General features: G+C 64.6%; 20 protein-coding genes. 6 read left to right on the top strand and 14 right to left on the bottom strand.

The features are described from left to right. Positions 1–51 precede the first annotated feature (51 nt). Positions 52–1,260 (top strand): MFS transporter, encoded by a 1,209-nt coding sequence (locus Q2941_RS40365; protein WP_458195967.1) that lies wholly within the window; start codon positions 52–54, stop codon positions 1,258–1,260. Here the strand turns inward: Q2941_RS40365 and ccoS are convergent. From ccoS to Q2941_RS40315, 10 genes are all read right to left on the bottom strand, one after another. Next, entirely contained in the window at positions 1,257–1,439 is a 183-nt protein-coding gene (gene ccoS, locus Q2941_RS40360; protein ID WP_458195966.1) for a cbb3-type cytochrome oxidase assembly protein CcoS, read from the bottom strand. The genes Q2941_RS40365 and ccoS overlap by 4 nt on opposite strands. Further along, positions 1,427–3,631 carry a cation-translocating P-type ATPase gene (locus tag Q2941_RS40355; RefSeq protein ID WP_458195965.1) on the bottom strand — a complete coding sequence of 735 codons (2,205 nt, stop codon included), beginning with the start codon at positions 3,629–3,631 and terminating at the stop codon, positions 1,427–1,429. The genes ccoS and Q2941_RS40355 overlap by 13 nt, the downstream gene beginning before the upstream one ends. Before the next feature lie 11 nt (positions 3,632–3,642). After that, the gene (locus Q2941_RS40350) at positions 3,643–4,137 is read right to left on the bottom strand and encodes a FixH family protein (RefSeq protein WP_458195964.1); all 495 of its coding nucleotides are present in this window, start codon (positions 4,135–4,137) and stop codon (positions 3,643–3,645) included. A 21-nt stretch (positions 4,138–4,158) separates the two neighbouring features. Continuing rightward, positions 4,159–5,619, bottom strand: coding sequence for a cytochrome c oxidase accessory protein CcoG (gene ccoG, locus Q2941_RS40345; protein ID WP_458195963.1), 1,461 nt, complete (start codon positions 5,617–5,619; stop codon positions 4,159–4,161). A gap of 113 nt (positions 5,620–5,732) precedes the next feature. Then, a complete protein-coding gene (gene ccoP / locus Q2941_RS40340) occupies positions 5,733–6,605 on the bottom strand; it encodes a cytochrome-c oxidase, cbb3-type subunit III (protein WP_458195962.1) in 873 nt (290 codons plus the stop codon). Positions 6,606–6,611: 6 nt separating this feature from the next. Beyond that, positions 6,612–6,776 (bottom strand): cbb3-type cytochrome oxidase subunit 3, encoded by a 165-nt coding sequence (locus Q2941_RS40335; RefSeq protein WP_254096654.1) that lies wholly within the window; start codon positions 6,774–6,776, stop codon positions 6,612–6,614. A gap of 13 nt (positions 6,777–6,789) precedes the next feature. Continuing rightward, on the bottom strand, positions 6,790–7,524 hold the full coding sequence (gene ccoO / locus Q2941_RS40330; RefSeq protein ID WP_458195961.1) for a cytochrome-c oxidase, cbb3-type subunit II: 735 nt from the start codon (positions 7,522–7,524) through the stop codon (positions 6,790–6,792). Positions 7,525–7,535: 11 nt separating this feature from the next. Beyond that, positions 7,536–9,185 (bottom strand): cytochrome-c oxidase, cbb3-type subunit I, encoded by a 1,650-nt coding sequence (ccoN, locus tag Q2941_RS40325; protein ID WP_027526017.1) that lies wholly within the window; start codon positions 9,183–9,185, stop codon positions 7,536–7,538. Between the two features lie 215 nt (positions 9,186–9,400). Continuing rightward, a complete protein-coding gene (locus Q2941_RS40320) occupies positions 9,401–9,826 on the bottom strand; it encodes a CBS domain-containing protein (RefSeq protein WP_027526018.1) in 426 nt (141 codons plus the stop codon). A gap of 35 nt (positions 9,827–9,861) precedes the next feature. Further along, positions 9,862–10,695 (bottom strand): universal stress protein, encoded by an 834-nt coding sequence (locus tag Q2941_RS40315; protein WP_027526019.1) that lies wholly within the window; start codon positions 10,693–10,695, stop codon positions 9,862–9,864. A gap of 213 nt (positions 10,696–10,908) precedes the next feature. Here Q2941_RS40315 and fixL point away from each other — a divergent pair, with 213 nt between their 5' ends. The 4 genes from fixL to Q2941_RS40295 all read left to right on the top strand — a co-directional run bounded on the left by fixL (position 10,909) and on the right by Q2941_RS40295 (position 14,334). Next, the gene (gene fixL / locus Q2941_RS40310) at positions 10,909–12,423 is read left to right on the top strand and encodes a sensor protein FixL (RefSeq protein WP_458195960.1); all 1,515 of its coding nucleotides are present in this window, start codon (positions 10,909–10,911) and stop codon (positions 12,421–12,423) included. Positions 12,424–12,426: 3 nt separating this feature from the next. After that, positions 12,427–13,044, top strand: a complete 618-nt coding sequence (gene fixJ / locus Q2941_RS40305) for a response regulator FixJ (protein ID WP_027526021.1) — start codon at positions 12,427–12,429, stop codon at positions 13,042–13,044. A gap of 60 nt (positions 13,045–13,104) precedes the next feature. Further along, a complete protein-coding gene (locus tag Q2941_RS40300; RefSeq protein ID WP_254107088.1) occupies positions 13,105–13,527 on the top strand; it encodes a response regulator in 423 nt (140 codons plus the stop codon). A 117-nt stretch (positions 13,528–13,644) separates the two neighbouring features. Beyond that, the gene (locus Q2941_RS40295; RefSeq protein WP_027526023.1) at positions 13,645–14,334 is read left to right on the top strand and encodes a helix-turn-helix domain-containing protein; all 690 of its coding nucleotides are present in this window, start codon (positions 13,645–13,647) and stop codon (positions 14,332–14,334) included. A 67-nt stretch (positions 14,335–14,401) separates the two neighbouring features. Here Q2941_RS40295 and Q2941_RS40290 read toward each other — a convergent pair whose 3' ends face one another. From Q2941_RS40290 to Q2941_RS40275, 4 genes are all read right to left on the bottom strand, one after another. Then, entirely contained in the window at positions 14,402–15,691 is a 1,290-nt protein-coding gene (locus Q2941_RS40290) for an MFS transporter (RefSeq protein WP_458195959.1), read from the bottom strand. A 21-nt stretch (positions 15,692–15,712) separates the two neighbouring features. Then, positions 15,713–16,225: a PRC-barrel domain-containing protein gene (locus Q2941_RS40285; protein ID WP_027526025.1), complete on the bottom strand. Its 513-nt coding sequence runs from the start codon at positions 16,223–16,225 to the stop codon at positions 15,713–15,715. A gap of 23 nt (positions 16,226–16,248) precedes the next feature. Continuing rightward, the gene (locus Q2941_RS40280) at positions 16,249–18,453 is read right to left on the bottom strand and encodes an amylo-alpha-1,6-glucosidase (RefSeq protein ID WP_458195958.1); all 2,205 of its coding nucleotides are present in this window, start codon (positions 18,451–18,453) and stop codon (positions 16,249–16,251) included. 71 nt (positions 18,454–18,524) lie between these two features. Next, positions 18,525–20,288 carry an ABC transporter ATP-binding protein gene (locus Q2941_RS40275; RefSeq protein ID WP_027526027.1) on the bottom strand — a complete coding sequence of 588 codons (1,764 nt, stop codon included), beginning with the start codon at positions 20,286–20,288 and terminating at the stop codon, positions 18,525–18,527. 309 nt (positions 20,289–20,597) lie between these two features. Between Q2941_RS40275 and Q2941_RS40270 the strand changes: the two genes are divergently transcribed. Continuing rightward, positions 20,598–21,074 (top strand): glycosyltransferase (locus tag Q2941_RS40270; protein WP_458195957.1); only part of this gene is annotated, 477 nt, incomplete at its 3' end.

Genomic DNA, 21,074 nt, shown 5'->3' with positions numbered 1-21,074 from the left:
GGAGGTCTGGTGCTTACGCACCATCCCGGAATGACCACCCCAGGGTGCCTCATGACCAATTTATCTGCACAGATCGAACCATCGCGAATCGAGATGCACGGGCATTCGCCGGGCGCGGTCCTGCGCTCCCTCGTGATCGGCCTCACGGCGTTCCTGACCGTCGTCGACCTGTTCGCAACACAGGCGATCCTGCCTTCGCTGACCCGTCATTACGGCGTTACGCCGGCTGCCATGGGTTTTGCCGTCAATGCCAGTACGTTCGGGATGGCGGTCGCTGGCCTCGTGGTCGGCTTCTTCAGTCCCCGCATCGATCGAACACTAGGCATTCTGTTCAGCCTGACGCTGCTCGCCATCCCCACCAGTCTGCTCGCGTGGGCGCCAAACCTCGCGGTCTTCACTGGCTTGCGCGTCATCCAGGGCCTCTGCATGGCCTCCGCCTTTGCGCTGACCCTCGCCTATCTCGGCGAGCGGTGCAGCGCCGAGGATGCCGGCGGCGCGTTCGCCGCGTACATCACCGGCAACGTCGCGAGCAATCTGATCGGCCGGCTGGTCTCGGCCGCGGTCGCCGACAGCCTCGGCTTGGCCTGGAACTTCTACTTCTTCGCTGCGCTCAATCTGGCGGGCGCCGTGCTCGTCTATTTCACCATCCAGCGCGCCCGGCCGATGCAGACGATGACGCCGGCGGCGTCCCCGCTCAATGCCCTGTCGGCGCATTGGCGCAGTCCGCGCCTGCGCGCCACTTTCGGTCTCGGCTTCTGCATCCTGTTCGCCTTCATCGGCACGTTCACGTTCGTCAATTTCGTGCTGGTGCGGCCCCCGTTGTCGCTGGGCATGATGGACCTCGGTCTCGTCTACCTGGTCTTCCTTCCCTCGGTCTTCACCACCCTTCTCGCCGGCCGCGCCGTAGTACGCATGGGAACGCGACCGACGATCTGGGCGGCACTCGGCGTTGCCGCGCTCGGTTTGCCCTTGATGCTGACCGCGCATCTGGTCAACGTGCTGGCCGGCATGGCGTTGGTTGGCGTCGGTACCTTCTTCGCCCAGGCCGCCGCGACCGGCTTCGTCGGACAGGCGGCCACCGAGAACCGCGGTGTTGCCAGCGGGACGTATCTGGCCTGCTATTTCAGCGGCGGTCTCGTCGGCACGGCGGTGCTTGGCCGGCTATTTGATGCCTATGGGTGGACGGCCTGTGTCACCGGCGTCGGAGCGGCGCTGGCCGTCGCCGCACTGCTAACGCTTGCACTCACAAACGATGCCTAGCGCTTCATCTGCCGCAGGTCAGGCTGCGTCTCCTGCGGCGGCTCATCGTCAGCGATCGCGCGCCAGGCCGCGCCGTCGAGATCGTCATACTGGCCGCTCTTAAGTGACCAGAGGAAGGCGGCGAGGCCGGCAAGGCCGAGCCCCAGCGCCAGGGGAACCAGGATGATCAGGACTTCCATGATGTGATCCCCCGCGAGGCGCTGCGCGCGCGCAGCGCGTTCAGCATGACCAGGATGGACGATCCGCTCATCGCGGCCGCCGCGATCAACGGCGTCACGACGCCGCTGATGGCAATCGGCACCGCCAGGATGTTGTAGCCGATCGCGAGCCAGAGATTTTGCCGCATCAGGTGCAACGCCTTGCGGGCATAATCGACGGCCGTCACGACCGGCGCCAGGGGCTTGCCGAGGAAGACGAGGTCCGCGGTTGCCTGGCTGAGATGCGCAGCCGAGATCGGCGACATCGAGACGTGGGCAGCAGCAAGCGAGGGCGCATCGTTCATGCCGTCGCCGACCATCAGCACGCGCGTGCCGCGCCGCTTCAGCTCTTCGATCCGCGCGATCTTGTCGGCCGGCGTGACACCGGCGCGCCACTCGGGAATACCAAGCGCAGTCGCCGCCGCCCTTACCGCAGGCTCGCGGTCGCCGGAGAGGATCTCGATGCCGACATTGCGCGCCTTCAGCGCAGCGATCACCGTGACTGCGTCCGGACGCAAGGCTTGCCGCACCGTGAAGACGAATTTTTCTGCGCCCCTGCTGAAGGCCACGATCGAAGCTTCGGGGTCGAGATCGACACTGCTCCGGGCAAGATCATCGGCATCGCAGAAGGACGGCCGGCCAAGCCGGATCTCGACGCCGTCGACGCTTGCTCGCACGCCCTGCCCGGCCTCCTCGACCGCGCCGACGATCGGCGACTTGGCACGGGCGGCCTGCGCCACCGCGGCTGCGACGGGATGATGGCTCGACAGCGCGAGCTGCCCGGCGAGCGCCAGGATATCGGCAGGGATCGCCGCCGCATTGACCACATCGAGATCGGGCAGCGTCAGCGTGCCGGTCTTGTCGAAGATGATGTGATCGGCTTCCGCCAGCCGTTCGATCGCGTCACCGGCGTTGAGCAGCACCCCGGATTTGAACATTGCGCCTGAGGCCACCGTCTGCACCGTCGGAATCGCAAGTCCGAGCGCACAGGGACAGGTGATGATCAGCACGGCGACGCCGGTGACGATCGCGTCGTGCCAGCCTGCGCCAGCCAATACCCAACCGAGGATGGTGAGGAGCGCGGTCGCATGCACCACCGGCGCGTAGAGCCGCGATGCGCGATCCGCGAGCCGCCGATAGCACGAGCGCGCCTCGAGCGCGTTGTCAAGGAGGCGCGTGATCTCGGCGAGCAGCGTCGCTTCCGAGGCCGCCGAGACCCGCACCCGCAACGTGCCGGAGATATTCATCGAGCCGGCGTAGACCGGCGTGCCTGTGTCAGCCGTGACGTAGAGCGTCTCGCCGGTGATCAGGCTCTGGTCGATCTCCGAACGGCCCTCGATCACGGTGCCATCGACCGCGCAGCGTTCGCCGGGCCGCAGCAACACGACGTCGCCGGGATTGATCGCGGCGACCGGCACCTGCGAGATCTCGTCGGGCCCGACGAACTTTGCCGCGGTCTCGGCCTTCAGCGCCGCCAGATTGCCGGCAACCGCACGCGTCCGCCGCCGCATGTTCTGGTCGAGAACGCGCCCGACCAGGAGAAACGTCAGCAGCATGATCGCGGCATCGAAATAGGCGTGCTCGGCGTGATGGATGGTCTCGACCACGGACATGCCGAGCGCCAGGATCACCCCGATCGAGATCGGAACATCCATGTTGGTGGTCTTCGCCGACAGCGCCCGCCAGGCCGAGCGGAAGAACGGCTGGCCAGCATAGGCCGCGGCCGGCAGCGCGATCAGCGCCGACAGCCAGTGGAAGAAATCGCGCTGCTCGGGCAGCATGTCGCTGACGTTGCCGGACCACACGGGGATCGACAGCATCATCACGTTCATAGTGGCGAAGGCCGCAACGCCAAGGCAACGGAGCAGGAAGCGCGACTCCGCGACCTCGGTCGCCTCCGCGCTTGCCGTCTCGTAAGGATAGGCCTTGTAGCCGAGCTCTTCGAGCCGATCGATGAAGCGCGCGGGATCGAGCGTGCCCGCCTTCCATTCCAGCGCGACGCGACGGTCGGTGAGGTTGACCCGCGCCAGCGTCACGTCGGGAATGGCGGAAAGACCGCGCTCGATCTTGGCCATGCAGCCGGCGCAGTGCACGCCCTCGACGGCGAGATCGATGTGCTGCAGCCCCTCACCCGCGGCACGGACATAATGGGAGAAGTCGCGCGAGACCTGCATGAGGAATTCCTTCAGTTCAGGATCACGCGATTGCGCGACATGAACATGCGCTCGCCGCGCGCATCGCCCTCGAGCACGAGATCCCACTGGCCGGGCGCCACGGCCGCCGCGTTGCCGCCATAGACCCCGATACCGATCTCGGCGAGATCGACGGACAGGTCCGCGCGCTTGTCGGTGGGCCGCTCCAGCCGTCCTGAGAATCTCAGGCCGGTGACCGGCCGGCCGGTGGCGTCACGGGCCTCGATCCGCACCGTCGCGCCGCCATCGGCGCTGCGCTGGATCTTCGCGTCGACCTGCCACTTCCGCTCCGCCTGCCCCCGCGCCGCCGCGATCTCCTTTTCGTAGGTGAGACCGGCCGCATAGGGACTGTCGACGTCGGTGCCGGGAAGCGTCGCGATCGCAAGCTTCATCATGGTGACGTTGACGCCGATCACGACGCCGAAAAACGCAACCAGAATGATGAGGACCGTGGTGCCGGTCAGGGGCTTCGGTGCGGCGGATGCCATGGCGAACTCCAAACGATGCTCTCAGGGCGCGACGAAATTGTCGGTGGCGGAGGCGACCTCGCCGAGCCCGATATCGGTGACGTGGAAATGGACCGGGATCGATTTCTCCGGATTGAGTTCGGCCGGCGCCGTCACGAGCAGCCGCAATTCCGCGGTCTGGTCGCGACCGATCACGACCATCGGCCGGTCCGGCGTCACGGAATCGACGCCGACGACGTGGACCGTCGCATTCACCGGCCCCTCGACATCGATCGCGATGACGCGGTCGAAACCGCGCTTGTTGAGCAGCCGTACCGTGTAGGCGTTGCGGATCGAACCGTCGCTCAGCTTGACGGCGATCGGGTTGCGGTCGTGCAGCACGTTGACGTCGAGCAGGCTGCGGGTCAGCAGCGCATAGAGCATGATGCCGCCGATGACCGCGATGATCGCGCTGTAGACGATGGTGCGGGGCCGCACGATACGATAGATCGGCGGCTTGCCTTCCTGGCGGCGCTGGATGTTGATGTCGTTGTCATAGGCGATCAGACGGGTTGGCCGACCGATCTTGGCCATCACGGTATCGCAGGCATCGATGCACAGGCCGCACTGGATGCATTCCATCTGCGGCCCGTTGCGGATGTCGATGCCGGTCGGGCAGACCGCGACGCACTGGTAGCAATCGATGCAGTCGCCAACCTGCTCGCCGAGCGCGCGCAGCTCGGCGGCCTTCTTGACCGACGTGCGCTTCTCGCCGCGGTCGTAGCGGTAGGTGACGTTGAGCGCCCATTCGTCGGTGAGCGCGGCCTGGATACGCGGCCACGGGCACATATAGGTGCAGACCTGCTCACGCATGTAGCCGGCGAGCAGATAGGTGGTCGCGGTGAGGATGCAGATCCAGATATAGGCGATCATCGGCCCCTGGAAGGTGACGAGCTCCTTCACCAGCGTCGGCGCATCATTGAAGTAGAGCACCCAGGCGCCACCGGTCCACCAGGCGATCAGGAGCCAGATCGAATGCTTGAGCACGATCTCGGAGATGCGCTCGAGCTTCATCGGGTCGGACGAGGCGTCCTTCTTCATGCGCTCGCGCCGATCACCCTCGATCAGGCGCTCGACGGCGTAGAACAGGTCGGTCCAGACGGTCTGCGGACAGAGATAGCCGCACCAGATGCGGCCGCCGATGGAGTTCATCAGGAACAGCGCCACCGCAGCGACGATCAACAAGCCGGTGAAGTAATAGACCTCCTGCGGCCACAGCTCGATGAAGAAGAAATAGAAGCGGCTGTTGGGCAGATCGATCAGCACCGCCTGGCTGGGGGCGCCCAGGCCACGGTTCCAGCGCACGAACGGCAGAAGATAGTAGACGCCGAGGCAGAAGGCCATCAGCCCCCATTTGGTCCGGCGGAACGTGCCCGAGACGGTTTGGGGGTAGACTTTCTTGCGGGACGCGTAGAGCGGCCCGTAATCATCTTCCAGTTTGAGCTCGTTCACGGCCTTGTTCATCGCTGGGTCCGTTAGCGGGTACGATTGAACCTAGATCGAACTCCGACCGTGCAGTTGATCCAGCTCAAGGGGGCGGGTTTCCCCGCCCCCTCGATTGCATAAGCAGCCTTCGCTTACTTGCCGCCGCCGAGCGAGTGGACGTAGACCGCCATCGCCTTGAGGGTGGCCGGATCAAGCCGTCCCTCCCACGCCGGCATGACACCGGAGCGGCCCTGGCTGATGGTCTCGATCAGGGTCGCCTCGTCCGAGCCGTAGAGCCAGATCTTGTCGGTCAGGTTGGGCGCGCCCATGTCCTGATTGCCCTTGCCGCCGTCGCCATGGCAGGCGACGCAGTTCTCGGTGAAGATCTTTTCGCCCTTGGCCGCGTCATAGCCCTGCCGGGTCGACAGGCCCGAGAGCGAGCGGACGTAGTTGGCGACCGTGACGATCTCGTCGGGCTTCAGCACGCCGTCCTTGCCGAAGGCGAGCATCTGGCCCTCATGGGTCTTGGCATGGCCGGACCGCGCACCATACTGGATGGTCTGCATGATCTGGTCGAGCGTGCCGCCCCACAACCAATCGTCGTCATTGAGGTTCGGGAAGCCCTTTGCGCCGGCGGCACCGCTGCCGTGGCATGGCGCGCAATTGTCGCCGAATACGACCCTGCCCTTGGCACGCGCGAGCGCCAGCAGCGCCGGATCCTTTTCGATGTCGGCGAGCGGGGTGGCAGCCAGCGCCGCCATCTTCTCGCCGCGGGCCGCCTCGAGGTTGGCGAGTTCCACTGCGAGGTTGGCGCGCGTCGAGTAGCCGAACAAACCGGGCGTATTGGTTGTGATGAGCGGCCAGGCCGGATAGACGATCCAGTAGCCGATCGCCCAGACGATGGTGAGGTAGAACGTCACCAGCCACCAGCGCGGCAAGGGCGTATTCAGCTCCTTGATACCGTCCCATTCGTGTCCGGTCGTAGTCTTGCCGGAGACGCTGTCGAATTCACCGTGGTCGGTCATGATCCCTTACTCCTCGCGCAACGGCAGTCGCGCCGCTTCGTCGAAAGCGGCCTTGTTGCGCGGCCAGAATGCGTAGGCGACGATCGCGAGGAAGATCGCGACGAAGACCGGCGTCCAGATCGTCGTCACGAGATCGGACGCAAGGTTATGGACTGTCAGAATTGCTTTCATCGTTCATGCCTTCTCAGCGGAGATTGGCTTTCTCGTTGTAGAGCTTGAAGTCGACGAGCGTGCCGAGCATCTGGAGGTAGGCGATCAGCGCGTCCATCTCGGTCGGCGTGCCCGGCTTGCCGTCGAAGTTGCGCACCACCGCCTTGGCGTAGCGCTTGGTGAAGGCATCGCTGCCGGCATTGTCCGGATCGGCCTGCGCCTTCAGGTCATTGGCCGCATTGGCGATCTGGTCGTCGCTGTAGGGCACGCCGACGGCCTTGAGCGTCAGCATGTGATCGGCAATCGTGGCGGGATCGACTTCATTCTCGGCCAGGAACGGATAGCCCGGCATCACCGACTGCGGCACGATGGCGCGCGGGTTGGTCAGATGGGTCACGTGCCAGTCGTCGGAATATTTGGCGCCGACGCGGGCAAGATCCGGACCGGTACGCTTGGAGCCCCACTGGAACGGGTGGTCGTACATGCTCTCGGCAGCGAGCGAAAAGTGACCGTAGCGCTCGACCTCGTCGCGCAAGGGACGGATCATCTGCGAGTGGCAGAGATAGCAGCCCTCGCGGACGTAGATGTTGCGGCCGGCGAGCTCGAGCGGCGTATAGGGCCTGACCCCGTCGACCACCTCGATGGTGCTCTTGAGGTAGAACAGCGGCGCGATTTCGACGAGACCGCCGATCGAGATCACCAGCAGGATGCCGACGACCAGAATGATCGAGTTCTTTTCGAAGATTTGGTGGCGTGACCAGAACGACATTGCTGAGCTCCTCATTCCGCCGGCTGAAGAGCGACGGGCATCTGCACTTCCGCCTCGCCGACGCGCACGGTCATCCAGAGATTGTAGGCCATGATCAGCGCGCCGATCAGGAACAGCCCTCCGCCGGCCGCACGGATGACGTAGAAGGGATGCATCGCCTCGACGGTCTCGATGAAGGAATATTCGAGGAAGCCGAGCGAGGTGTAGGCGCGCCACATCAGGCCCTGGAGGATGCCGGACACCCACATCGCCGAGATGTAGAGGACGATGCCAAGCGTCGCGATCCAGAAGTGCCAGTTGACGAGCTTGAGGCTGTAGAGGCCCTTGCGGTTCCAGGCCCACGGCACGAGGCAATACAGCGCGCCGAAGGAGACGAAGCCCACCCAGCCGAGCGCGCCGGAATGCACGTGGCCGATGGTCCAGTCAGTGTAGTGGCTGAGCGAGTTGACGACCTTGATCGACATCATCGGGCCTTCGAAGGTCGACATGCCGTAGAAGGCGACGGAGACCACGAGCATGCGCAGCACGGGATCGGTGCGCAGCTTGTCCCAGGCGCCCGACAGCGTCATCAGGCCGTTGATCATGCCGCCCCAGGACGGCATCCACAGCATCACCGAGAAGGTCATGCCGAGCGTCTGCGTCCAGTCCGGCAGCGCGGTGTAGTGCAGATGGTGCGGGCCGGCCCAGATGTAGAGGAAGATCAGCGACCAGAAGTGGATGATCGACAGCCGGTAGGAATAGACCGGCCGCTCGGCGCGCTTGGGGATGAAATAGTACATGATGGCAAGGAAGCCGGCCGTCAGGAAGAAGCCGACAGCGTTGTGGCCGTACCACCACTGGAACATCGCATCCTGCACGCCAGCCCAGGCGACGTAGGACTTGGAGCCGAACACCGAGACGGGAAGCGCGGGATTATTGCCGAGATGCAGGACGGCAATGGTCACGATGAAGGCGAGATAGAACCAGTTCGCGACGAAGATGTGCGGTTCCTTGCGCTTAATCACCGTGATGAGGAAGACAAGCAGGTAGACTACCCAGACGATGGTCAGCCAGAGGTCCGCATACCATTCCGGCTCGGCATATTCCTTGGACTGGGTAACCCCGAGCAGATAACCGGTGCCGGCGACGAGGATGAAGAAGTTGTAGCCGACCACGACGAACCAGGGCGCGAGTTCGCCGGCAAGCCGGACACGGCAGGACTTCTGCACGACGTAGAAAGAAGATGCGATCAGCACGTTGCCGCCGAACGCGAAGATCACCGCCGAGGTGTGCAGCGGACGCAGGCGGCCAAAACTCGTCCAGGGCAGATCGAAGTTGAGCGCTGGCCAGGCGAGCTGCGAGGCGATGATCAGGCCGACCAGGAAGCCGGCGATGCCCCAGAACATCGACATGAAGGCGGAGAACTTGATCGGCCCCATATTGTAGTTGGGCCGGCCGTTGATCTCCGCAGGCGGCAGCGCCGCCGGGCGCTCGAAGTAGCGGTTGAGAATGACGAAGACCGCCGCGATGCTCGCCGCAGCGCTCAGCGATGCATGGAAGGCGAAGGGCGCGTCGAGCGCCTTGGCTGCCGCGACCACGCAGAGGAAGGCGGTGACTGCGAACACTACCGCCAGGCCGCTTTCACCGATGGTCATGGATTTGGAAATGGAGGGCTGGCTCATGCGGATTCTCTCTGAAAGAACACGCAGCCAGAAACCATATTCACGCTCGCGGGGAATTGATTGAAATCAAGATAGTCGGATTTCCAGCGCCCCCGATCGACAGGACATCGCGAAGCAATATCAGCCGCTTACGTGGGTTTTTCGCGCGCACGACGGACCGCGCCTCCGGCAAATTCACAGAGCCCGGATGTCGCAAAAATGATCCAGCCGAAGTGCTAGTCGCGCGAGGTCGCCTTGAGCGCGGTGATGACGTTCTCCCGCGCAATGATGCCGACGAGCTTCTGCGTTCCGTCGAGCACGATGATGCTCCGAATCCGATGCTCGACCATGAGCTGGAGCACGCGGGTCAACCGCGTATCGGGGTGAACGTAAATGAATTCCGGCGTCATGACGTCGCCGACCTTGCGATTCATCAGGTCGAGATAGCGCGGCACCATCTGGCTCGGCGTGAACGCGAAGCATTTCAGGATGTCGAACTTGGTGACGATGCCGACGACCTGCCCGTCCTCCTCGACCGGATAGCCGTTGAAGTCGTCGCGCTCGAACATCTCGCTGAGCTCGAGCATGTTGAGGTCGCGCACAACCGTCTTGACGTTGCGCGTCATGTAGCCGTCGGTGGTCTGTTCAAGGAATCTGTACACGGCGCGTCCTCTGATTGTCTTTCAGTCAACCGATGTTAGTGCGACAGCAGCACGCAACGGGTTGATTGGGTGAGCAGATATTGCGTGACGCCGCCAAGGACCAATTCGCGGAACCTTGAATGGCCGTAAGCGCCGGCGACGATCAGGCCGGCTCCGACGTCGGCAGCCAACTGATCGAAATGGTCAGCCGCGGTTTCGTTCCGGCCCGCTTCCGACACCCGGGCGGTGGCCGTGATGCCATGGCGGGCGAGCCACGAAACGACGTCGGTGACGGAGGCCAGCACCGCCGGGCGATCGTCATCCGGCTCCGGAACAGCGACGATCGTGACCTCCCTCGCCTTGCGCAGCAGCGGCAGTGAATCGACGACCGCCCGCCGCGCCTCCGGCGTATCCTTCCAGGCCACCAGCACGCTGCGCAGATCGAGCCAGTTGAAACTGTCGGGCACGACCAGCAGCGGACGGCCGGCCTGCATCACCAGATCCTTGGGGCTCGCAAGCGAGAAGGCGTCCGAGAAGGCCGGGCTTTGCCCGCCGCTGACGATGATGTCGGCACAACGCGCCTGCTGCAGCGCGTAACGCGCCGGGAAATCGACCGCGCCGCGCCACTCGACGTGCCCGCCGCGATTCCTGGTTGCGGCACGGAATTGCCCCTCCAGCTCCGCAAGGCGCTGCCGGACCGAGGTCTCGCCCCGGTCGATCAGACGCTGGGCCTCGGCGCCGTCGGTGAAATAGAGCGGCGGCGCGAACTGCGCCGCAGCAACGCCGACGATCGCCGCCTCGAAGCGCTCCGCGAGCTCGCCCGCGACCTGAAGCCTCGCCTCGTTGGGCTGACCAAGCGCCAGGCTGACCATGACGGTCGCGTATGTCATTCCATGTCTCCCGAACCTGCCGATGTTGGCCATGCTAGGCGTGCCGCGGCGGGCGCGGGATGAGATAGATCAAGCCCGCAGACGGTTCGGACCGCGGCTGGACCGTTCAACCTGTCGCGAGGTAGCCGATCGCCGAACTTGCCTCCGGGGCGGCCATGCGCGAAATTGCAGCCGGAACCGCGCCCCCCGGACCCACGACAGGATGGAAGAAAATTGAGCCCGACCCGCGTAACTCATCCGGCAGATGACGGTCGGGGCGAACATTTCCGGGTCCGGATCGAGGGATTCGGCGTCGGCACCTGGGACCTCGACCTCAAGACGCAGGAATTCGAGTGGTCGGATGCGGCCGGGGCCATGTTCGGCGTCGGCCGCGACCAGCCGGTCACCTACGAGATCTTCCTGTCGCGCCTCGAGCCGAGAGACCGCGAGCGGGTCGAAGCTGCGATCAGGCGCGTCGCCGAGCGCGGCGGCGGCTTCGACGTGTCGTTCCGAATCGCCGATTCCGGCAGAGGGCAATGGATCAGGGCCCGCGCCGGCCTGATCCGGGACGAAGCCGGTAGCGCACGCCATCTCAGCGGGATCTTCCTCGACATCGACGAGGAGAAGCAGGTCGAGGAGGCGCTGCGCACGCGCGAGACTCATCTCCGCTCGATCCTGCACACGATCCCCGATGCCATGATCGTCATCGACGGCCATGGCATCATCCAGCTGTACAGCACGGCCGCCGAGCGCCTGTTCGGCTATTTGGAGCATGAGGCGATCGGCCAGAACGTCAGCATCCTGATGCCCGAGCCCGACCGCTCCCGCCACGACAGCTATATCGCCCGCTATCGCACCACGCGCGATCCCCACATCATCGGCATCGGCCGCATCGTCACCGGCAAGCGGCGCGACGGCACGACGTTTCCGATGCACCTGTCGATCGGCGAGATGCAATCCGGCGGCGAGCCCTATTTCACCGGCTTCGTCCGCGACATGACCGAGCACCAGCACACCCAGGCGCGGCTCCAGGAATTGCAGTCCGAGCTCGTCCATGTCTCGCGCCTGAGCGCGATGGGCGAGATGGCCTCGGCGCTCGCACACGAGCTCAACCAGCCGCTGGCGGCCATCAGCAACTATATGAAGGGTTCGCGCCGGCTGCTGGCGGGCAGCAGCGATCCGAACATCGAAAAGATCGAGAACGCGATGGACCGCGCCGCCGAGCAGGCGCTGCGCGCCGGCCAGATCATCCGCCGCCTGCGCGATTTCGTCTCGCGCGGCGAATCCGAGAAGCGGGTCGAGAGCCTCTCCAAGCTGATCGAAGAAGCCGGCGCCCTCGGCCTTGCCGGCGCGCGCGAGCAGAACGTCCAGCTCCGCTTCAACCTCAATTCGGAAGCCGACCTCGTGCTGGCCGACCGCGTGCAGATCCAGCAGGTGCTGGTCAACCTGTTCCGCAACGCGCTGGAGGCCATGGCGCAATCGCCACGGCGCGAGCTCGTCGTGACCAACACCGAGGTGGCCGACGACATGATCGAAGTCGAGGTCGCCGATACGGGATCCGGCTTCCACGACGACGTGATACCGAACCTGTTCCAGACCTTCTTCACGACCAAGGAGACCGGCATGGGCGTGGGACTCTCCATCAGTCGCTCGATCATCGAGGCTCACGGCGGCCGCATGTGGGCCGCGAGCAACGCATCGGGCGGCGCGACGTTTCGTTTCACCTTGCCGGCAGCCGACGAGAACTGATCAATGACCACCAAAGGACATGTCTACGTCATCGACGACGACGAGGCGATGCGGGATTCGCTGAACTTCCTGCTGGATTCGTCCGGCTTCAGTGTCCGATTGTTCGAGACGGCGCAGAGCTTCCTCGATGCGCTGCCGGGCCTCTCCTTCGGCTGCGTGGTCTCCGACGTGCGCATGCCCGGGCTTGACGGGATCGAGCTCTTGAAGCGTATGAAGGCCACGCAAAGCCCATTCCCGATCCTGATCATGACCGGTCATGGCGACGTTCCGCTGGCGGTCGAAGCCATGAAGCTTGGCGCCGTCGATTTCCTCGAAAAGCCGTTCGATGACGATCGCCTGACCGCGATGATCGAAGCCGCGATCCACCAGGCCGAGCCTGCTGCCAAGAGCGAGGCGATCACGCAGGATATCGCCGCGCGTGTGGCCTCGCTCAGCCCGCGTGAGCGCCAGGTCATGGAAGGGTTGATCGCGGGCCTCTCCAACAAGCTGATTGCCCGCGAATACGACATCAGCCCGCGCACCATCGAAGTGTATCGGGCGAACGTCATGACCAAGATGCAGGCGGGCAGCCTGTCGGAGCTGGTGCGGCTGGCGATGCGCGCCGGCATGCTCAAGGATTGAGGCGGCTTCGACTTGAGGCATGTCAAGTCCGTCCCCTCGCCGCGTGCTAGCAAGGCTGCCATGACCGAGATCAGCCTGCATCATGAGCGGCATCCGATGTCGTCCCCACTCAAGCCTACCGTCTATGTGGTCGACGACGACGATGCCGTCCTGGGATCACTGCGATTCCTGCTGGAAACGGACGGCTTCGCCGTGCGGACCTTCAGGAATGCCACGGCATTGCTGAATGCCCCGAACTCTCCTGGCGCGGACTGCTACGTGATCGACTACAAGATGCCCGATATCAACGGTGTCGAGCTCGCCAGGCGCTTGCGCAAGTCGGAGGGCGACACGCCCGTGATCCTGATCACGGGCTATCCGGACGAGAATATTTCGACCCGGGCCGCCGCGGTCGGGATCAAGGACGTGATCTTGAAGCCGCTTCTCGACGAGAATCTCATCAAGCGCATCCGTGGCGCCATCCAGGGCAAGCCCAAAAGCTGACCTCGAGGGCTGACCTACGGGAATCTACGTAGGTACACCTCCTTAAGATATCGCTCGAAATTTTCACGCCCCGTGACCCGCGGTAACCATCTGCCATCTGAAATGGAGATGGCCAACATGCTCACCCAGTCGCTCAACACCCAGGTTCACGGCAGCAAGATCGCCCCCGCCGCCCATCACGTTTCCGATCAGTTCGGCGCCATCACCGGCCATGTCGGTCTTGTCGCCACCGAGTTTTCCTACCGCAAGGACGAGGAGATCTACGGCGAGGACGAGCCTGCAGAATACGTGTACCAGGTCGTCTCCGGCGCGGTGCGCAGCTACAAGCTCCTCTCCGACGGCCGCCGCCAGATCGGCGCCTTCCATCTCCCCAGCGACGTGTTCGGCCTCGAATCCGGCGCCACACATCGTCTGGCCGCCGAGGCCATCATCGACACCACCGTGCGCCTCGTGAAGCGCTCCAGCCTCGAGAAGGCCGCCGGCACCGACGTGCAGGTCGCCCGCAAGCTCTGGGCGATGACCGCGGGCGAGCTGCGCCACGCCGAGGACCACATGCTGCTGCTTGGCCGCAAGACCGCGATGGAGCGGGTTGCGACCTTCCTGCTCGAAATGGACCGCCGGCTTGCTGTTGCCGGCATGATGGCCTTGCCGATGTGCCGCCGCGACATCGGCGACTATCTCGGCCTGACGCTGGAGACCGTGTCGCGCGCGCTGTCGCAGCTCCATTCCCAGGGCATCCTGGGCTTCTCGGGTGCCCGTCAGATCGTGCTGCGCAACCGTCAGCGCCTGCACAATCTCGACGCCTGACTTCTTCCTCCCTGCCATCTTCCCAACTGGCCGGCCGAATCCGTTTCGGCCGGCCTTTTTCTTATGCTCAACGCGCCCTGCGCCGTGTCTCCGGCATCACCAAGAAAATCAGGACGAGCCCGACTGCCGCGACGCAGGCGAGTCCGACGAAGGCGGTGCTGCTGCCGAACCTGTCGCTGATGAAGCCGCCGAGCACGGTGCTCAGCGACGCACCGATGCCGGTCGCGGTTCCCACGACTCCCTGCGCAAGATTGAAATGGCCGCTGCCGAAGGCGACGTCGGCAACGATCAGCGGAATCATCACCGCGAACACCGCGGCCGTGATGCCATCGAACACCTGCACCAGCACCAAGAGATAGGGATCGCGGACGGTCGCGAACAACAGGCCGCGAATCGCGAGCGCGCCAAATCCGATCAGCAGGAGCGGCCGCCTGCCCCAGGCCTGCGCCTTGCGCCCGACCGACGGCGACATCAGCGCAACGATCGCCTGCGGCACGATGATGCAGCCCGCGATCAGGACGGTCGCCCACTGGCTCGACCGCGTCGTCACCACGCTCGCCATCAAGGGCAGCATCGCCGCGTTCGCGAGCTGTAACAGCAACACGCTGCAGGCGAAGATCAGCAGCGGCCGCTGCCTCAGCAGGTGCCACACATTCGTGTCCGCACCTTCGGCGGCTTCGCGCGGCATCGCGCCGTGTGCGCGCGCCACGTCGACCTCCTCCTCGCGGATCCGCGACAAGGCGATCAGGGTCGGGATCGCGAGCAGGAAAGTGACCAGGAACACCGAGCGGCTCGACAGCAGATAACCGGCGGTGCCCATCACTGCGGCCGCGACCCCATTGCCGAGTGAAGCGAAGCGCGCGTTGCGGCCGAGCCGTTCGCCGATCGCGAACGGGCCGACGAGGCCGAGGCTGATCGCAGCGATCGCAGGCCCCAATACGCAGCTCGCGGCGGCGTGCAGGGTGGCCGCCGTCACCACGACCGGGAAGATCGGCATCGCCGCATAAGCGAGCGCGCAGCAGCCGATGGTCGCAATCGCCAGCCCCGCGACCAGCCGCTCGGATTTCGCGGCATCGATGATCGCGCCGCCCGGCATCTGGCCGATCAGGCCGACGATGCCGCCAATCGACAGCACGAGGCCGATTTCGACCTGCGTCCATTTCTGCGTCGTGAGATAGACCGCGATGAACGGGCCGAAGCCGGTCTGCACGTCGGCCAGGAAGAAGATGAACCAGTCCAGCGCCCGCAGGCTTTGCTTCGACGGGACCGGTTGCGCAGGCGCAGGGACAGCGTTGCGGCTCTCAGCTCGGCCACGTTGATCATCGCTCGGATGGCTCGGCTTCCTGGACAAGCGCACCGGCAGTCTGCCCTCCCTTCCTTACGGAATGAACTGCAGCGGTTGCAGGGTGCCGGAGGCACCCAGCACGACGATCGGTGTGTCCTCCTTGTACTCCGGCGCAGCCGCGACCTGCGCCTTGGTCAGCTCCAGGCTGATGCTGTCTTTCTTGTTGGCGATCTTGCCGAAGTGCAGCGCGTTCCAGTCGACCACGATCTTGCGGCTGCCGACGCCGAGGAAGCCGCCGAAATCGATCACCGCCGCACGCACCTTGCCGGTGCGATCGACGACGACGTCGACGATGCGTCCCATGTCCTCATCGGCGGCGCTGCGCACGTCGCGACCGAGCACGCCATGCGCGTCGCTGGCCCCGATGATGGTGACCGACGGCGGCGGTGGCGCGTCCTTCGGCACCACGGGCACGGCCGGCGTCGGCGACGGCGGCGCGTTCGGCTCGGCTTGCGTCGCAGGCGGCTCCTCTGCCGCGTACGACACGGCGGGCGCGATGCCTCCCGCGATTATTGCGACCAGCATCAACCGCATCATGGCGCGCATGCGACGTCCTCCGGCTGATTGCGCTAATGCGCCAGCACGATCGATACCTGGATCTGGCCGCGCGTTCGCAGCACCTCGAGCGCGACATCGCCGCCGTGGCGGCGGATCCGCAAATCGACGCTCGACGGGCCCAGTTGTAGGTCGCGCAGCACCACCTCGTTCAGGAACGCTGGCAGATGCGGGTTGCGCAGACGGATCTCGCTGCGCGCGACGTCGAACTCGATGCCGAGCGCCGCTTCCAGCAGCGTAAACGGCGTCGCGCTGGCCCAGGCCTGCGGCGCGCAGGCGACCGGATAGAGCGTCGGACCGCGGCGCTTCTCGCGCCGGAAGCCGCAGAACAATTCCGGCAGCCGCCGAAGATCCATATAGGTCGCGGCCTCGAACAGGCCCTTGAAGACGTGCGCGACCGAATGCTTCAGGCTGTAGCGCGCGAGCCCGAGCGCGATCAGCGCATTGTCGTGCGGCCAGATCGAGCCGTCATGATAGGACATCGGATTGTAGCGCATTTCGCCGAGCGCCACGGTACGGATGCCCCAGCCGGAGAAGAAATGCGGCCGCATCAGGTCTGCGGCAACCTTGCGCGCGCGGTCCTCTCTGATCATGCCGCTGAACAGAAGCTGGCCCGCATTCGACGTCCGCACCTTGCAGGGACGCTTGGCGCCGTCGAGCGCGAGCGCGTAGGTGCCGAGCTCCTCGCACCAGAACGCCTCCTCGAAACGCGCGGCGAGCGCCTTTGCCTCAGCCTCGAGCTTCCTCACCTTGTCCGGCTTGCCCAGGCGCAAGGCGCAGCGCGCGGCGAGCTGTTTGGCGGCAAAGACGTAGCCCTGCACCTCGGCGAGGGCGATGTAGCCTTCCGCGAGGGTGCCGTCGGCATGGAAGATAGCATCATAGGAGTCTTTCCAGCCCTGGTTGGCGAGGCCTTGTTCCGAGGCGCGCTGATATTCGACGAAGCCGTCATGGTCGGGATCGCCGGGGCCATCGATCCAGGTCAGCGCGGCCTCGATCGCGGGCCACAATTCCAGCAGCGTTTCGACATCGCCCGTGCGCTCGAAATAGCGGCCGGCGAGCAGCACGAACAGCGCCGTGGAATCGACGCTGCCGTAATATTGCGCGAACGGCACCTCGCGCAGCGCCGCCATCTCGCCGCCGCGCATCTCGTGCAGGATCTTGCCGGGCTCCGCGTCGGCGAGCGGATCAGTGGCTTTGGCCTGGAAGTGCGCAAGCCGCCGAAGCACTCCCCTGGCAACCCGCGGATCGATCCACAGCATCTGCAAGGCCGTGATCAGGCCGTCGCGGCCGAACGTCGTCGAGTACCAGGGAATGCCGGCATAGGGATAGCGGCCTTGCGGCGTATCCGTCATCAGCATGTTGAGGTCGGCCATCGCCTGGCACAGCACCTCGTTGAAGATGTTGTTGGAGGTCTCGATACTGGTCGTCCCCGCCGTACAGGAACGCATCTCGCGGCGATGCGCGAGCATGGCTGGAAAGAAGCGCACCGGCTTGAGCGTTTGCGGCCGGTTGCAGGACACCGCCACGAACAACGACTTCGTATGATGCGGCTCGAGCTCGAGCTGCCAGGTGGCGGCATTGACCGAGAGCCGGGTTGGCCTTGGATCGAAATGTAGCCCGGTCGTGCGCTGCGCGTCATCGAGGCCGCGATATTCGAACAGGACGTCGGTCGGGCCGAGCAATTTGCTGGCGCCGGTCCCCCGCCGCGGCCGCTTCTCGCCGCGCACCTCGAACAAATCGGCGAAGTCGCTGTCGAACAGCAGCGTCAGATCGAAGCTCGCCGGCCGGTCACCATGGTTCTGCAGGCCGATGCGCTGATACGCCGTGCCGCGCCACAGGAACACGGTGCGCACAATGTGCAGCAAGTCCTTCTGGAGGATGATGCGGCCATTGCGGTAGATATCGGGATTGGTCAGATCGACGGTCAGGGCCGAGTTGTCGTCCCGCAAGTTCGAGCCGAGCAGCAACGGCTGAAGATCGTCGAGCACGAGCTCAAGCCGCGCAAGATAGCGCGTATCGCAGTTGAACAGGCCGTCCGGACCACCGGCGGAGGCGCCGATATCGCCGTGGCTGTCGAGCACGATGAAGGTGTCGTCGTGCTTGAGCGAACGCCGCGGCCTCGCCGCAGGTCCCGTCATGGGAATGTAGAACGGCTGCTCCTCCACCACTTCCACGGTTCGCGATGCAGCGACGAACTGGGTGACGACTTCGGCTGACATGCGCTATTCCCCTGCGCCGTTATCCAAAACGCAATCGACCTGAACGCGACGACCTGGACGCGACTGACAACTTACGCGGCGAACTTCGAGAGCCGGTTCATCTCCTGCGTCACCAGCTCACGGTAAGGTCCGTGGTTCTGCATTAGGCGGTCGGGCGATCCGTCCTCGATGATCTTGCCGGCCTTCAGCACCACCACGCGGTCGAAATTGCGCAAGGTTGCCAACCGGTGCGCGATCGCAACTACAGTGCGGCCGCGCATCAGGCGCGACAGAGCCTCGCGGATCGCCTCCTCCGCCTCGCTGTCAAGCGCTGCGGTGGCCTCGTCGAGCAGCAGGATCGGCGCGTCCTTCAGGAAGGCGCGCGCAATCGCGATGCGCTGGCGCTGGCCGCCGGAGAGCTTTACGCCGCGGTCGCCGACCATGGTGTCGAGCCCTTCGGGCATGCTCTCGACGAAATCGCAGCGCGCCGCGATCGCCGCGCGCAACACCTCGTCGTCGGTCGCATTGGGTCGGCCGTAGCGGATGTTCTCGCGAACCGATCGATGAAACAACGAAATGTCCTGCGGCACCACGGAAATCGCCTCGCGCAGGCTCTGCTGTGTCACCCGCGCGATATCCTGGCCATCGACGGTGATGCTGCCGTCATCGACATCGTAGAACCGCTGCAACAGCGTGAACAACGTCGACTTGCCGCCTCCGGACTGCCCGACCAGGCCGACGCGCTGGCCAGGTTGCAGCCGCAGGCTGAAGCGCTCGAAGATCTTCGAAGCTCCGGGATAGCCGAACGTCACGTTGTTGAAGGCAATTGCGGCGCCGCGCTTGACCAGCGGCTCAGCTTCGGGGTGGTCGCGCAGTTCATGCGGTACCAGAAGCGTTGCGATCGCCTCCGTCAGCCGCGCGACGTGCTGGGTGACGTCGACCAGCGCGACGGCAAGGTCGCGCGTCGCATTGAGAATCGAGAGCCCGAGAGTGCAGACCAGCACGACGTCGCCGGTGGTTGCCTCACCCTTCTGCCAGAGCGTGATCGCCCAGGCGAGCAGTGCGATCGTGAGGACGACGGTCACCGCGGCGTGGGTCAGGCGCAGCTTTTCGAGGTAGCGCAGGCTGCGGCCGCGCGCGGTGAGTTCCCGGTTCACGGTTGCATCGAAGCGCTGATGTTCGTGTGTGATGCCGCAGAACGCCCGTACCAATGGCATGTTGCTGATGACGTCGATCATCTCGCCGTCCACGACGGCAGCCTTGTCGGCGAAATCGTCATGCAGCGGCTTTCCGGCCGCCGCGAGGTGGAACATCGCGATTACCATGCCGCCGGCAATCACGATCAGTCCGGCTGCCATATAAGGACTCACGGTTCCAATCAGCAGGATTGCCGCAACTGTGGCAATGCACGGCGGCAAGACATTCCAGACGAACATGTTCTCGACCGTGAACACGGCGTTGGAGGTCGCGGTGATACGACTTGTCAGCATGCCCGGCATGCGATCCGAGAAGTAGCTGGGCGCATGGCCCGTCAGATGGCGGAAGATGTCGCGACGAAGATCGCCCGTCACGCCAACAAAGGTGAAGCTCGCTGTCCAACTTGCGATACGCCAAAGGAAGTTGTCGGCGGTGATCAGCGACATGAGTAAAACGAATGACAGCCATACGCCTCCGCTATGGGAGGCGCCCGCGGAAAGGCTGTCGACCAGCGATTTGACGCCGTATTGCGTTCCCACGGAGCAGGCAACGGCCGCGACCACGGCGGTCAGGATCACCAGGTGCGACGCGAGCCGCCGGCGAAGATAGCGCAAAACAAAGGCAAACGGCCGCCTCGCGTAGCCCGATAGTTGATCCATGTAGCTGCCACCCCGTCATCAGAATTGTCAGTCGTGCCTGCGCAGCACTGGCTGAGTGAACATCGACCGGTTCGTTCCGGTTCCCTTGCAATGCGATCACGACATGACGATGCGGACGATCTGAGAAGCAGTCGTGACATCATCAAGACCAGATTGCGGACGAGTCACGCCGCATTGCAGACGTGTCGAATAAGTAACCTTCACCGGTGGGAACTTCGCAGATGCGGGAACGTTCCCATGGCTGGCATTCGCCGGTGCCGAAGTGAGCTGGGGTTTCAACTTTCATGATCGCGACAAGGAGATGGTGAGATGCGCATCGCGCAGGTAGCTCCGTTGACGGAGGCTGTTCCACCCAAGCTTTATGGCGGCACCGAACGGGTGGTGCATTGGTTGACGGAGGAACTGGTGGCGCTCGGACACGATGTGACCCTGTTCGCCAGTGGCGACTCGCATACCTCGGGCAAGCTCGACGCAATGTGGCCGAAGGCGCTGCGCCTCGACGGCGCGGTGCGCGATCCCAACGCCCTGCACATGGTGATGCTGGAGCGGGTGCGGCAGAAATGCGACGACGAGGAATTCGACTTCCTCCACTTCCACCTCGATTACTATCCGTGGTCCCTCTTCTATCGCCAGCCGACACCGTTCCTGACGACGCTGCACGGCCGGCTCGACCTGCCCGAGCACCAGCCGGTGTTTAATACGTTCTCTAATATCCCGGTCATCTCGATCTCGAACGCGCAGCGGCGGCCGGTGCCGCAGGCCAATTGGGTGCGCACAATCCATCAT

It is taken from the genome of Bradyrhizobium sp. UFLA05-153 (assembly GCF_054185185.1).
This window is presented reverse-complemented; position numbering and strand designations above follow the sequence as displayed.